Here is a 13,387-nt window from a genome sequence, read left to right as displayed (position 1 = left end):
TCAGCGCTCCTCCGCCCGGAAGTGTTCGGAGATCTGCTCCAGGCCCTTCACCGAGAGCGGAGTGGCCGGTTCGGTGAAGTTGAACAGCTGGGTGTGGACCTGGTCCTCCTGGACCGCTGTCATGGACTCGGCGCCCGGCAGAGAGGCGATGGTCTCTTCCACGCCGGCCTCCTCGCCCTGGTAGAGCAGGATCAGCACATCCGGATCCCGGTCCACCAGCTCCTCCAGCTGGGCCTCGAAGACCCGCTCATCGGCGTCGGCGAAGACGTTCTCGAATCCGGCGGCCTCCAGCTGGGGATGGGCCATGGACCGGTTGCCATAGGCATAGGAGCTGCCGCCGCCCACCGTCGGGTAGAGCACCGCGGCCGTGCGGTCCTCGCCCTCAGCCTGTTCGGCCACGGCCTCCACCCGGTCCTCCAGATCCCCGATCAGCTCCTGTGCGGCCTCCTGCTCGCCGAAGATCTCCCCATAGGTCTCGATCTCCGCGTAGACGGTCTCGAAGGAGGCCTCCGCGGCCGGTTCGGGACAGTAGAGCTCCTGGATCAGCAGGTTCACCCCGGCGGTCTCCAGGCCGTCACGCTCGACGCCGTCGGGCTGACCCAGCGCCAGATCCGGGCTGTGGGCCACCACCTCCTCCTGGGAGATCATCAGATGCCCGGAGGCATCCAGGTCGTCGGAGAGCGACTCGATCTCCTGGATCTGGGAGTGCAGCTCGGGGGAGTAGTACTCGGCGGGGAAGTCACCGGCGCGGGCCACCACACGGTTCATCAATCCCAGCTCATCCAGGATGGTCACCGGAGCGGTCTCCAGCAGGGCGATCCGCTCAGGCGCGGCCTCGAAGGTGACCTCTTCGCCGCAGTTCTCCACGGTCATCGGATAGCCTTCGCCGTCGGCGGCGGAAGGCCCCTCCTCAGCTGCGCAGGAGCTCAGGAGCAGCGAGGCCATGGTCAGCAGGCTCAGGGAGGGGACGGTGCGGGTGCGGCGGGATAACGTGACAGACACGGGAGGCTCTTCTCGGTCAGGACATTCGGGCGTACATGCGGCGGATCAGGATCAGCAGGAACGGCGCTCCGACCAGGGCGGTGATGATGCCGATGGGAAGCTCTCGGGGCTGCATGAGCACCCGGGCGCCGGCGTCGGCCCAGATGAGCAGCGCGGCCCCGAGCATGGCGGTCACCGGGATCAGCCGCGCATGGGCCGCACCGACCAGGCGGCGGGCCAGATGCGGGACCACCAGGCCGACGAATCCGATGGCCCCGGCCGCCGCCACAACGGCGCCGGTGCAGAGGGAGACGGCGGTGAGCACCTGGATCCGGGTGGCCACCGGAGGGACGCCCAGGGCGCGGGCGGTCTCATCGCCGATGGCCAGGGCGTCCAGCCGGCGCGACCACAGGACCAGAAAGGCTGTGGTGGCCAGTGCGATGGCCAGCACCAGCATCAGGAAGGCGTCCCAGCGGGCCAGGGCCAGGGAGCCCAGCAGCCAGAACATCACCGAGCGTGAGCCCTCGGCGTTGTCCGAGGCGAAGATCAGGAAGCTGGTGGTGGCCGAGAGCGCATAGCCCACGGCGATGCCGGCCAGCAGCAGCCGGATGGAGGTGACCTGCCCGTTGGCGCGGGCCAGGAAGAAGACCAACAGACTGGCGGCCAGGGCGCCCAGGAAGGCGCTCGCCGGCAGTGCGTACTGACCGGCCCCGGCGGCGAAGCCGAAGAGGATGGCTGCGGCGGCACCGGTGGAGGCTCCGCCGGAGATCCCCAAGATATAAGGGTCGGCCAGGATGTTGCGGACCATGCCCTGCAGAGCGGCTCCGCAGATGGCCAGGCCGGCGCCCACCGCCAGGCCCAGCAGCACGCGGGGGACCCGCATCTCCCAGATGATGGACTCCTCAGAGGCTGTCCAGGTCTGCTCCAACGGCAGTCCGAGGTTGTGGCCGATGATGCTGACCACTGTGGAGGGAGGGATGGTCACCGGTCCGATGCCCACGCACAGAGCCAGGCTGACCAGGAGCAGGCCGGCCAGCCCCAGGGACCAGAGCACCGCCCGACGGCGCGCAGATCGGGGGAGAGCGGGGGCTGAGGTCCCGTCACGAGTGGAGGAGGCTAGATGCAACATTGTTGCAACTAGCCTAGCCTCCGAAACGTGACACGGGTGTTTCTGCTGAAGGCCCTCGTGGAGCCCGTCGCGAGGGCCTGCTCAGCGGCCCTCGGCCCGAGCGCCCATCGCGGAGACCAGCTCATAGACCACATGGGCTGCCGCTATGGCGGTCAGCTGGGCGTGGTCATAGGCGGGGGAGACCTCCACGACGTCGGCGCCCACGATGTTCAGGTCCGTGAGGCCGCGGATGATCCGCAGCAGCTCGCGGCTGGTCATGCCTCCGGCCTCCGGGGTGCCGGTTCCGGGGGCGTGGGCCGGGTCCAGGACATCGATGTCGATGGAGATGTAGACCGGCTTATCGCCCAGCCGGGTGCGCAGACGCTGAAGGGCGGCGGGCACACCGTGCTCCTCGATGAAGTCGGTGGTGGTGATCTCGAAGCCGAGCTTCTGATCATCCTCTAGATCGCCCTTGCCGTAGAGCGGCCCGCGGATGCCCAGATGTGCGCTGGTGGTCAGGTCGATGAACCCGTCCTCGCTGGCTCGGCGGAAGGGGGTGCCGTGGGTGATCGGGGCGCCGAAGTAGGTGTCCCAGGTGTCCAGGTGGGCATCGGCGTGCAGCACTGCGATGGGGCCGTGCTTCTCGTACATGGCCTTCAGCAGCGGGTAGGCCACGGTGTGGTCGCCACCGATCATCACGAACCGTCCGGCCTTCTCCAACAGGCTGACCGCACCCTGGTGGACCTGCTGGATGGCCTCATCCAGATCGAAGGGGTTGGCCACGATGTCGCCGGCGTCGGCGACCTGCTGGACCGCGAAGGGGGAGATGTCCTGCGCGGGGTTGTACGGCCGCAGCAGGCGGGAGGCCTCGCGGACATGGCTGGGGCCGAAGCGAGCGCCCGGACGGTAGCTCACGCCCGAGTCGAAGGGGATGCCGGCCACCGCCACATCAGCGGTGCCGACCTCGTCCAGGCTCGGCAGCAGGGCGTAGGTCGCCTGTCCGGCGAAGCGCGGGGTGGCGCTGCTGTCGCGGGGTCCGATGGGTGCAGTCATATCGATGAACCTAGGTGCTGAGGTCGGCCTGGGCAATACCTGCTGCGATATGACACACGCCTTCTGCCCTCGCAGAACTTAGGGTAGGCTCACCCCGATACTTCTGATGCTTGTCATGTAATGGAGGATGTTTCATGAGCATACTGCGGGACCATCGAGCCCCCACTGTTCGGATCCTCGCCGCGGCGGCAGCTGGAGCAGTGCTGCTCTCAGCCTGCGGCGAGGGCGACGCCGGCCAGGACGGCCCGCAGGCCGCCGGCGACTTCGAAGACACCACCATCGAGCACGCCCTGGGCGAGGCCGTCATCGAGGAGCAGCCCGAACGTGTGGTGACCCTGGGCCAGGGATCGGCAGAGACCGCCATCGCTCTGGGTGTGGTCCCGGTAGGAATGGAGGAGTACGAATGGGGGGCCGATGAGACCGGCCACCTGCCTTGGATCCACGAGGAGGTCACCGAGCAGGGGGAGGAGCTGCCCGAGCTCTTCACCGGCGGCACCGAGCTCGACGTGGAGGCCATCCTGGAGCTCGAGCCCGATGTCATCCTGGCCCCGTGGTCCGGCATCACCCAGGAGCAGTACGACGTCCTCTCCGACATCGCCCCCACCGTGGCCTACCCGGAGCTGCCCTGGACGATCACCTGGGAGGAGCAGATCCACACGGTCTCCGAGGTGCTGGGTCACGAGGACCGCGCCGATGAGCTCATCGCCGACATCGAGCAGGAGTTCGACGACGCCGCACAGCCCGAGTGGGAGGAGCACACCTTCTCCTTCGTCTACAACGACGGTCCCGGCACCCTCGGCGTGTTCTTCGAGGACGAGCAGCGCGTGGCCATGGTCCGCAAGCTCGGCCTGACCGTGGACCCGGTGGTGGGTGAGATGGACGAATACGAGGTCGAAGGCACCGATTCGGCCATGATCGGCCTGGAGAACGCCGATATGCTCGAGGACTCGGACCTGATCTTCACCTGGTACTCCGATGACGCGAACCGCGAGGAGATCGAAGGCCAGGACCTCTACTCCTCCATCCCGGCCATCGAGGACGGCGCTGTAGTGGCCCCGCAGGACAACTCCTTGGTCACCGCCTCCTCGATCATCACCCCGCTGACCGTGCCGTGGGTGATCGAACGCTACGAGCCGCTCATCGAAGAGGCCGTTGAGAACATCGACTAGAGCTCTCGCCCTGTCCGGGGCGGTGCTGGTGCTGCTGATCATGGCAGTGCTCAGTCTCGTCCTGGGCAGTCGTGAGACCGAACCATCGCGCATGCTGGCCGTCCTGATGGGGGAGGGCGACCAGTTTATGGAACAGGTCCTGGCCGCCCGCTGGCCGCGCACCGTCATGGGTGCCGTGGTCGGGGCGGCTCTGGCCGTCTCCGGGATGCTCATCCAATCGGTGATGCGCAATCCGCTGGGAGAGCCGGGCCTGCTCGGCGTGACCATGGGCGCCTCCGCCTCTGTGGTCACCGTCTCTGCCCTCTTCGGTGCCGCCGGAGGCTTCGCCGCCGTCGGGGCCGCCATGCCCGGAGCGGTGCTGGCCGTGGTGGCGGTGTATCTGCTGGGCAGCCGCTCCGGCAGCAGCTCGGTGATCCCACTGATCCTTGCCGGTGCCGTGGTCTCCGCGGTGCTGGGCGCCTATGTGCAGGCGATGATCCTCGCCCGCCCGGAGGTCTTCGACTCCTACCGCCACTGGATGGTCGGCTCCCTGGCCGGTGCCCGCTTCGACACCCTGTGGGCGGTGCTGCCTGCCCTGCTGGTCGGGGTGCTGCTGGCCCTGGCCGCCGTAGGCGGGCTCAACGCCCTCGCCCTGGGTGAGGACCTGGCCGCAGGGCTCGGAGTGAAGGTCCGCCGGCTGCGGATGATGGCCCTGGCCGCCGCCACGCTGCTGGCCGCAGCGGCCACCGCCGCCGTCGGGCCCATCGCCTTCGTGGGACTGGCCGTGCCGCATCTGGTGCGTGCCCTGGTGGGCAGCGATCACCGCTGGCAGCTTCCCATGGCCCTGCTCCTCGGTGCGGCCCTGCTGCTGGCCGCCGATGTGGCCGCGCGGATCATCGCCCGGCCCGAGGAGCTGATGGTGGGAGTGGTGACCGCCTTCGTGGGTGCACCGTTCCTGCTGGCGGCCGTACGGAAGGGGAAGGTCCGCGGATGAGCACGCAGCAGAAGAACACCACAGCCCTCGACGCCGCAGCCCTCACCGCAGCCGGCATGCGCGTCTTCCGCCTGGGGGAGCGCATCCGCATGCCCTGGCGGATCCGCAGCGCCTGGGTCCTGGCCGGACTGAGCGCACTGGTGTTGGCCCTGGGCCTGCTGACCCTGGCCTGGGGCCCCACGGGTGCCGGGCCGCGGGAGATCCTCGCAGCCCTGCGCGGCGAGGCCGAGAACACCACCCTCTTCGTCCTGGAGAGGCTGCGCGGGCCCCGCGTGCTCACCGCCATCGGCGCCGGAGCCGCCTTGGGCCTGGCCGGAGCGCTCTTCCAGAGCGTGACCCGCAATCCGTTGGGCAGCCCCGACGTGATCGGGTTGGGCGCCGGAGCCGGGGCCGGCGTCGCGGTGAGCACTCTGTGGTGGCCGGGAGCGGTTCCGGCCCCTGTGGGTGCGGTGCTGGGCGCCGGGCTGGCCGTGGCCGTGGTCTGGTGGTCCACCGGGATGGGTTTCGCCTCGCCCGCCCGGGTGATCATCACCGGCATCGGCGTCTTCGCCATGGCCACTGCGGTCACCCATTATGTGGTGGCGGTGGCGCTGCGCGACTCCGCCCATGACCTGGCCGCCTATCTGGTGGGGTCGCTGGGCACCCGGAACATGGACCACGTGCTGATCATCGCGGTCTCCCTGGCGGTGCTGATCCCACTGGTCTTCCTGATCAGCCGGCGCCTGCTGCTGATGGACCTGGGTGATGAGCTCGCCGAATCCCTGGGTGCAGGTGCGACGGTCACCCGCACCTGGGCCATCCTGCTGGCGGTCCTGCTGGCGGCGGCCGCTGTCTCCGTGGCCGGGCCGGTGGCCTTCGTCGCACTGACCGCACCGCATATCGCGCGGAAGCTGACCCGCGCACCAGGGCCCAACCTGACCGTCTCAGCGGTGGTGGGTGCGTTCATCCTGGTCAGCGCAGATCTGATGGTCCAGCAGATGCCGGGTTTGGACGGACTCCCGGTGGGGATCGTCACCGCCGGCGCCGGCGGGCTCTATCTGGGCTACCTGCTCCTGCTGGAGTTCCGCAGGACCTCCGGCCAGGTCTGAGCTGGGCGGCTTGTCTGAACTGGGCGGCCCAGGCCCTCGTCAGCCCGCAGGAGCTCAGCCCTGGCGGATGATGGAGAGCACCTCGTCGCGGACCTGTTCCATGGTCTGCTGATCGTGGGCCTCACCGTTGAACCGCAGGAAGGGCTCGGTGTTGGAGGGGCGCAGGTTGAACCACCAGGACCCCTCGGCATCGCTGATTGTCAGCCCGTCCATGCGGGAGACGGTCACCTCGCGCTCGGCGAAGGCGGCCTCCACCCGCGACGCCGCACCCTCCTTGTCCTCCACCTCGGAGTTGATCTCCCCGGAGGTGAAGTAGGGGTCGTATTCGGCGGCCAGCTCGCTCAGCGGCAGCTCCTGGCCGCCCAGGGCCGCCAGCACGTGCATGGCGGCGAGCATGCCGGTGTCCGCGTTGAAGAACTCGCGGAAGTAGTAATGAGCGGAGTGCTCTCCGCCGAAGACGGCCTCCTCCTGAGCCATGACTGCCTTGATGAAGGAATGGCCCACACGGGTCTCCACGGCGCGGCCGGCCTCCCGCTCCACCGTCTCCGGCACAGCCTTGGAGGTGATCAGGTTGTGGATGACCACCGGGGTCTCCTCGCCCTCGGCGCGAGCCCGGGCGATCTCACGCCTGGCCACCAGGGCGGTCACCGCGGAGGGGGTGACCGGCTCGCCCTTCTCGTCGATGACGAAGCAGCGGTCGGCGTCGCCGTCGAAGGCCAGGCCGATGTCGGCGCCGTGCTCCTTCACCGCGGCCTGCAGATCGCGCAGGTTCTCCGGCTCCAGCGGGTTGGCCGGGTGGTTGGGGAAGGTGCCGTCCAGCGTGAAGTACAGCGGGACGATCTCCAGGGGAAGGGCGTCGAGGGTGTCATCGCCCAGCACGGCCGGAGTGGTCAGCCCGGACATGCCGTTGGCGGCGTCCACCACGACCTTCAGCGGGCGGATGCCGGAGAGGTCCACCAGGGAGCGCAGGTATTCGGCATAGGGAGTGAGCATATCGGCGGCGTCGGTGCGGCCGGTGGTCTCAGCCTGGGGGAGTGCGGCGGCGTCGGCGGCCTGGCCGGCGTCGAGGAGGGCCTGTGCGGCGTCGCGGATCTCCTCCAGTCCGGTGTCGGCCGAGAGCGGCACGGCTCCGGACTTGGACATCTTCATCCCGTTGTACTCGGCCGGGTTGTGACTGGCGGTGAAGACCACGCCGGGCGCCTGCAGAGTGCCGGAGGCGAAGTAGAGCATGTCGGTGGAGACCAGGCCCAGCTGGGTGACGTGGGCGCCGCGGGTCGTGGCACCTTCGGTGAAGGCTTCGGAGAACTCTGTGGAGGAGGGGCGCATATCGCCGCCGACCAGCACCTGCTGACCGGCCAGCCCCAGCACGTCGACGAAGGCAGCTCCGACGGCGCGCACAGACTCGGCGGTGATGGTCTCGCCCACGAGTCCGCGGACGTCATAGGCCTTGAAGGATGCAGACAGATCGATGCTCACGCTGACATCGTACGGGAAGCGTGGCCGCCGGGCCGCGCGCCGAGCGGAAGAAACTCCTAGACTGGGGCCATGGAGATACTGGTGATCCTGCTCGTGACGGTCCTGCTGTTCTTCGGGCTGCGCAGGCTGATGCGTGGTCAGGCGCAGAAGATGAACAGCCGGATCGAGGAGAACGTGACGCCGGAGAATGCCCGGATCGCGGTCCTGCAGCTCGATGACGACCAGCACCGCGAGGTCTATCGGGCGATCGCGGCCGAGGACGGCCGCCGCGCGCTGACGCTGTACCGCCAGTTCTCCGGCGCCTCCGTCCAGGACTGCCTCATCGCAGTGCAGGCGCTGAACACCTATCCGCAGCCGCTGCCCTCGGAGATCCGGCTGGAGGAGGAGCTCGGAGGAGGCGACGCCGTCGCAGCGGCGGACAGCGCATCCGGCACCTCCGCAGATCCGCGGGAAGAGGACCCTTCCCGCGAGGGTCTGGATGAGAACCCGGGGGAGCAGGCCTCTGAGGACTCGGCCGGTTCTTCGGAGGATGGTGAGTCCGTGGAGGACATGATCGACGGCGTCCGCGAGGACGTGGGTGAGGATCAGGGGGGCCTGCTGGCAGAGGCCGACCCCAACACCGGCGAGATCCTGGGCGAGAACCACAGCGATGTCCCAGACATCCCGGGAGGCGAGCAGCCCGCGGAGAAGCGCCCCGAGGACAAGGACTCCGGATCAGCGGATCCTGAGGATAAGGCTTCTGAGGGCAAGGACCCCGAGGGCGAGAGCCCTGAGGGGCGTGGACAGGCCGGTGAGCCTGCCGCAGACGGCGACGACGTGGATGAGCAGGCGCGCAAGCTCATGGAGGAGTCCGGCTTCAGCGTGGACGAGGAGCTCACCATTCCGGAGGAGTGGGCCCGCGAGGACGACGAGATGGCCGGCTTCCACCTGGAGGTCCAGCGCGGCGAGGAGACCATCACCCTCTCCCACGAGGACCTGGAGCCCTGGGTCCATGACCAGCTCTACGCGCTGCTGCGCGATGATCACGTGGCCGAGGCCGCCCAGCTGCTCTCGGAGCACTCCCCGCTGACCGCGGAGGAGGCCCATAAATTCCTGGTGGTCTTCAAGAACGAGGGCTGAACCGCCACTCGCCGTCCTCCTTGGTGTAGATCAGCCTGGTGTCGCGGCGGTCTGGGGAGCCCTGCCAGAACTCCACCCGTGTGGGCTTGACCCACCAGAGGGTCCAGTCATCGGGGTCGATCTCAGCTTGAGCTTCAGGCGCACGGGCGCGGAGATCTCTGAGGCTCTCCTCCGGTGAGGCCGGCACTGCGGCGCCGCGGATGCGCACCGAGCGAATCTGGGGCTGCCACCAGAAGGTCAGAGCGGCAACCTGGTTGGCGGCCAGCTGTTCACCTTTGCGCGAGGAGTCTGTGGTGGCGAAAGCCCAGCCGCGCTCATCCACGTCCTTGAGGATCAGCATCCGGGTGTCTGGGAGCCCGTCGGCATCCACAGTGCTCAGGGCCATGACATGTGCTTCCGGGACTCCGGCAGCCTCCGCCTCGTCCAACCAGGGCAGAAATACGCTCACCGGCTCGTCAGGGAAGGACGCCGGGTCCACGGGCTCTTTGGCGCCGGTCAGCGAAGGCATCTTGCGAAGTCGGGTGCGGGTGGTCTCGGTCATGGGCTCTCCTGGGGCGTGTGTGCTGTCGGGAGCAGGGTCTGCTGCCAGGTGAGGAGCGGCCCCTGGCCGCCGCGGCTGGCACGTTTCAACGGCTTCGATGGTGGCAGCTGGTGCGCTCGTGAGTCCATCGGGTGAGAACTGCGATCTTCCACTCCTCGCCGGTGCGGATGAGCTGATAGAGGCTGCGATCGCCGGGCACGTCTGAGCCATAGGTGGTCGGATTCATGGAACCCCGCCTCAGATGCCATCAGATACCGAAGGCCGATGCATACTGGACTCGCCCGCTCGGGGCCTCGAGCCCGGGGTGCAGCTGCAGCGCCATGAAAGCGTCATCTGGCACTTCGAAAGGTGCCGTAACCCGTAGCCGTGAAGCAGGGACGAACCCGAACTTGGGGTAGTAGTCAGGGTGCCCAAGTACGACGATGAGCCGCTCCTCCATCGACCGGGCCGCCTCGATAGCGGCCCTGACAGCAGCACTTCCGTAACCCTGATGCTGGTATTCCGGCAGCACGGCGCAGGGCGCCAGGGCTAGGGCAGGGGAGTCTCCCACCTGGCAACGGCTGAGCAGCGCGTGCCCAACAGGTGCATCATCATCGGTGGTGGTCACTATCGAGAGTCCATCGATCCATGCTTCGTCATCTGCCCGCAGATTATCGACGAGATCCGCCTCTTCTTGGCTTGGGAACGCAGCCTCGTTGATAGCGCGAATTGCCGGAATGTCCGTTCTCCTCTCGGCCCTGGTGAGGAATCGGTTCTGCTCAGCGCCGTCAGAGCGCTCCATGCGGTGATCTGAGACCGAATCCACCGTCATGGCTTGGGAAGACCGGTGGGCAAGGGCCTCAGCAGCTCGCGTGCTGTCGCCGTCCGCTTCCTCGATCAAGGATTTCCAGCGGTGGGCCTTCTCCATGGTGGGCCACGTCTTGGACTTCTTGAGGCCCCCGGGAGTACGCCATACGACGCGGTATGTGGTGCCTTTGGGCCGTTGCCTGACCTCGATGCTTGCCATGAGGCCAGCTTAGAGGAGGTGGGGGGACACGGGAGTCGTATCTGGGGGACGCCCCGGAATCTTGTACCTCTGGATCGGCATGATTCCGGGGCCTCAATGGCGGAGCGTGTGGGATTCGAACCCACGGTGCAGGATCGCTGCACAACAGTTTTCAAGACTGTCACCTTCGGCCGCTCGGACAACGCTCCTGACGGGATGAAGTTTATGAGCTTCACGAGGGTATCGTGAAAACTCCAGACACTGACTATACGTGAGGTGAGGAGTCCACGCATGCGCGCAGTCCACTATGCAGAGGCCGGTGATCCGGAGGTCCTCCGGATCGTGGAGATCGAGGACCCGGTCCCAGCCGCCGGCGAGGTGCTCATCGAAGTGGCAGCAGCAGGACTCAACCGAGCCGATGTCATGCAGCGCCTGGGCGTCTACCCACCGCCGAAGGGCGTCACCGAGATCCCCGGCCTCGAGGTGGCCGGCACTGTGGTGGCCGCCGGCGAGGGCAGCGAGGAATCCGTCCGCGACCTCATCGGGACGGACGTCGTGGCCCTGCTGGCCGGCGGGGGCTATGCCGAGAAGGTGGCAGTGGACGCCCGCCAGGTGCTGCCCGTCCCGCAGGGGGTGAGCCTCACCGACGCCGCCGGGCTGATCGAGGTGGCGGCCACCGTCCACTCCAACCTCCGTGAAGAGGCGAATGTCACCGCCGAGGACACCGTCCTGATCCACGGCGGAACCGGCGGGATCGGCAGCTTCGCCCTGCAGTACCTGCGCCACCTGGGCGCCACCACCATCGCCACGGTGGGCAGCCCGGAGAAGGCCGAGCTGGCCGCCCAACTGGGTGCGGACCATGTCATCGACTACCGCGCCGAGGATGTGAAGGACCGAGTCCGGGAGATCACCGAGGGCCGCGGCGTCGACGTCATCCTGGACGTGGTCGGAGCGAATTACCTGGAGACCAACCTGAAGTCTCTGGCGGTGGACGGCCGGATGGTGGTCATCGGGCTCCAGGGCGGGCGTAAGGCTGAGCTGGACCTGGGTCTGATGCTGGGCAAGCGGCTGCGGATCATCGCCACCACGCTGCGCTCTCGCAGTTCCGCCGCCAAGGGGGAGATAGTCCGCGGCGTGGGCGAGGAGATCTGGCCGCTGATCGCCTCCGGGGTCATCTCGGTGCAGACCGATAGTGTCTTCGCCCTGGATGAGGCCCGCCAGGCCCATGAGCACTTCGACTCCGGCGCGCACACCGGCAAAGTCCTGCTCGAGCTGAGCCGGTAGACTTCCAACACTATGAAGCTGTTCACCCGACGACGCCGCGTACGCCGGCTGGACAAGGATCTCGGCAAGGGACTCTGGCGTCAGGCTCATGACCGGTATGTCCGCGGGTTGGACCGCTACCATCAGGTCATCGAGGGTGTGGACGACGACGCCGTCTACAACCAACTGGTGCTCATCGGTGACGTGCTGTCCGAGCGGCTCACCGATGTCTACGAGCTCTGCCGCACGGCCCACGCCCAGCACCCGGGGGAGGGGATGCATGTGCCCGGCGCGGCCAGGCCCCTGCATTCGGCGCTGTCCCGGGCGGCCAACCACCTGGCCACGGCTGCTGAGGCCGCGGCGATGGTGAGGCTGGGAAGCGCAGAGGTGGCCGCTGTGCGGCGTCGAGCTGACCAGGTCTTGGCCTGTGTGAAGGATGCCGGAGACGGTGAGTGAAGAGTGGAGCCTCCAACCGGATTTGAACCGGTGACCTTTCCATTACGAGTGGAATGCTCTACCAGCTGAGCTATGGAGGCCTGCGCGTACTGTGAGCGCGCGAGTCATCACTTTACTCGGGCGTCTCAGACTGGTCAAAGCGCTGCGGCACCACCATGACCGGACCGTCGGCCTTCAGCAGCAGACCCCGGGACACCGAGCCCAGCAGGGTGCTGGCGATGCCTCCGCGGCCGCGGGTCCCCACCACGGTGAGCTGGGACGTCGGTGTCTCGGCCACCAGCGCCTCGGCGGCGGATCCCTCCACCACCTCCTGGTCCAGCCGAAGCTGAGGGAAGTGTTTCTGCAGCCACTCGCCCTCATCGCGCAGCCGCTTCTGCAGCTGCTTGCGGTGCCGCCGGGTGAACTCGGGGTCCCGCGGGGCCAGCTCCGGGTACCAGATCAGGGCTGCGTCCAGCGGAGGCATGGCCAGGATCATGCGCAGCACCGTCTCACGGTCCGAGGCCGCTTGTGCCGCCTCCCAGGCCGCGGCGCGTCCGTGCTCCGAGCCGTCCACGCCCACGGTGACCGGACGGGGATCCTCAGTGGGGGAGAAGAGGGTCTGCCCACTGTGGGCCTGCGGGTCATAGCTGGCCGGGACCACCACACAGGGGCAGTCGGTGTGGGCCGCTGAGGAGGAGGCCACAGAGCCCAGCATCATGCCGATGAAGCCGCCGCGGCCACGGCTGCCGACCACGGCCAGGGAGGCTTGGGAGGAGAGCCCGATGACCACTCCGGCGGCATCGCCGTAGTCGATCCGGTAGGTGACCTCTCCGGGGTAGTCCACCAGATAGCGGCGGGCCTCATCGATGATGTCCTCTGCGCCCCGGCGGGCCAGGGAGTCGCCGGTGAGGTCTGTGGTGGGATCGGTGTAGCCGGAGATCGCGGCTGGGACGGTGTAGGCGGTGATGACGGTCAGCGGCAGGTCACGGCGCTGAGCGGCGCGGGCTGCCCAGTGCAACGCCCGGATGGCCTGCTGGGAGCCGTCGAATCCGAGGATCACGCCGAGCGGGCGGTCGGCGGGCTGAGGAGAGGTGGTCTGACGAGCGGCGTTCATGGGAGCCTCCTGGATCAGGCGCGACGGCGCCGATGCCGCCGGAGCACCAGTCTACTCCCACCGGTGACACCGGTCACAGGGG

The 13,387-nt window shown here is 68.1% G+C and carries 14 protein-coding genes and 2 tRNA genes; 6 read left to right on the top strand and 10 right to left on the bottom strand.

What is annotated here, in order from left to right; genetic code table 11:
- The 3 genes from IEW85_RS08785 to speB form a co-directional block, all read right to left on the bottom strand.
- Positions 1 to 1,002: an ABC transporter substrate-binding protein gene (locus tag IEW85_RS08785; protein WP_229658925.1), complete on the bottom strand. Its 1,002-nt coding sequence runs from the start codon at positions 1,000 to 1,002 to the stop codon at positions 1 to 3.
- 16 nt (positions 1,003 to 1,018) lie between these two features.
- Complete coding sequence (locus IEW85_RS08780; RefSeq protein ID WP_229658924.1) at positions 1,019 to 2,035, bottom strand: FecCD family ABC transporter permease; 1,017 nt, start codon at positions 2,033 to 2,035, stop codon at positions 1,019 to 1,021.
- A 156-nt stretch (positions 2,036 to 2,191) separates the two neighbouring features.
- Positions 2,192 to 3,142 (bottom strand): agmatinase, encoded by a 951-nt coding sequence (speB, locus tag IEW85_RS08775; RefSeq protein WP_188684770.1) that lies wholly within the window; start codon positions 3,140 to 3,142, stop codon positions 2,192 to 2,194.
- Positions 3,143 to 3,276: 134 nt separating this feature from the next.
- Between speB and IEW85_RS08770 the strand changes: the two genes are divergently transcribed.
- The 3 genes from IEW85_RS08770 to IEW85_RS08760 are packed head-to-tail and all read left to right on the top strand — an operon-like array spanning position 3,277 to position 6,372.
- Complete coding sequence (locus IEW85_RS08770) at positions 3,277 to 4,311, top strand: iron-siderophore ABC transporter substrate-binding protein (protein WP_188684768.1); 1,035 nt, start codon at positions 3,277 to 3,279, stop codon at positions 4,309 to 4,311.
- On the top strand, positions 4,295 to 5,284 hold the full coding sequence (locus IEW85_RS08765) for a FecCD family ABC transporter permease (RefSeq protein ID WP_229658923.1): 990 nt from the start codon (positions 4,295 to 4,297) through the stop codon (positions 5,282 to 5,284). Before IEW85_RS08770 ends, IEW85_RS08765 begins: the two co-directional genes overlap by 17 nt.
- The gene (locus IEW85_RS08760; RefSeq protein ID WP_229658922.1) at positions 5,281 to 6,372 is read left to right on the top strand and encodes a FecCD family ABC transporter permease; all 1,092 of its coding nucleotides are present in this window, start codon (positions 5,281 to 5,283) and stop codon (positions 6,370 to 6,372) included. The genes IEW85_RS08765 and IEW85_RS08760 overlap by 4 nt, the downstream gene beginning before the upstream one ends.
- Before the next feature lie 54 nt (positions 6,373 to 6,426).
- Here the strand turns inward: IEW85_RS08760 and IEW85_RS08755 are convergent, their stop codons facing one another.
- Positions 6,427 to 7,848 (bottom strand): phosphomannomutase/phosphoglucomutase, encoded by a 1,422-nt coding sequence (locus IEW85_RS08755; protein WP_188684766.1) that lies wholly within the window; start codon positions 7,846 to 7,848, stop codon positions 6,427 to 6,429.
- A 69-nt stretch (positions 7,849 to 7,917) separates the two neighbouring features.
- On the opposite strand from IEW85_RS08755, the gene IEW85_RS08750 reads away from it, so the two are divergent.
- Positions 7,918 to 8,967 (top strand): hypothetical protein, encoded by a 1,050-nt coding sequence (locus IEW85_RS08750; RefSeq protein WP_188684764.1) that lies wholly within the window; start codon positions 7,918 to 7,920, stop codon positions 8,965 to 8,967.
- On the opposite strand, the gene IEW85_RS08745 is transcribed toward IEW85_RS08750, so the two are convergent.
- From IEW85_RS08745 to IEW85_RS08730, 4 genes are all read right to left on the bottom strand, one after another.
- The gene (locus tag IEW85_RS08745; protein ID WP_188684761.1) at positions 8,951 to 9,508 is read right to left on the bottom strand and encodes a pyridoxine/pyridoxamine 5'-phosphate oxidase; all 558 of its coding nucleotides are present in this window, start codon (positions 9,506 to 9,508) and stop codon (positions 8,951 to 8,953) included. The two genes, IEW85_RS08750 and IEW85_RS08745, sit on opposite strands and share 17 nt — an antisense overlap.
- Positions 9,509 to 9,593: 85 nt before the next feature.
- The gene (locus IEW85_RS08740) at positions 9,594 to 9,734 is read right to left on the bottom strand and encodes a hypothetical protein (protein ID WP_188684759.1); all 141 of its coding nucleotides are present in this window, start codon (positions 9,732 to 9,734) and stop codon (positions 9,594 to 9,596) included.
- Positions 9,735 to 9,755: 21 nt separating this feature from the next.
- Complete coding sequence (locus IEW85_RS08735) at positions 9,756 to 10,514, bottom strand: GNAT family N-acetyltransferase (protein WP_229658921.1); 759 nt, start codon at positions 10,512 to 10,514, stop codon at positions 9,756 to 9,758.
- A 97-nt stretch (positions 10,515 to 10,611) separates the two neighbouring features.
- Positions 10,612 to 10,702, bottom strand: a tRNA-Ser gene (locus IEW85_RS08730).
- An 82-nt stretch (positions 10,703 to 10,784) separates the two neighbouring features.
- Between IEW85_RS08730 and IEW85_RS08725 the strand changes: the two genes are divergently transcribed.
- Both IEW85_RS08725 and IEW85_RS08720 read left to right on the top strand, forming a co-directional pair.
- Positions 10,785 to 11,777, top strand: a complete 993-nt coding sequence (locus IEW85_RS08725; RefSeq protein WP_188684757.1) for an NAD(P)H-quinone oxidoreductase — start codon at positions 10,785 to 10,787, stop codon at positions 11,775 to 11,777.
- 12 nt (positions 11,778 to 11,789) lie between these two features.
- Positions 11,790 to 12,212, top strand: coding sequence for a hypothetical protein (locus IEW85_RS08720; RefSeq protein ID WP_188684755.1), 423 nt, complete (start codon positions 11,790 to 11,792; stop codon positions 12,210 to 12,212).
- A 4-nt stretch (positions 12,213 to 12,216) separates the two neighbouring features.
- Here IEW85_RS08720 and IEW85_RS08715 read toward each other — a convergent pair.
- Positions 12,217 to 12,292 (bottom strand) — tRNA-Thr (locus IEW85_RS08715).
- A gap of 32 nt (positions 12,293 to 12,324) precedes the next feature.
- A complete protein-coding gene (locus IEW85_RS08710) occupies positions 12,325 to 13,305 on the bottom strand; it encodes a universal stress protein (RefSeq protein WP_188684753.1) in 981 nt (326 codons plus the stop codon).
- Positions 13,306 to 13,387: the final 82 nt, after the last annotated feature.

This window comes from Nesterenkonia cremea, from assembly GCF_014642675.1.
In the GTDB taxonomy this organism is placed as follows: domain Bacteria; phylum Actinomycetota; class Actinomycetes; order Actinomycetales; family Micrococcaceae; genus Nesterenkonia; species Nesterenkonia cremea.
This window is presented reverse-complemented; position numbering and strand designations above follow the sequence as displayed.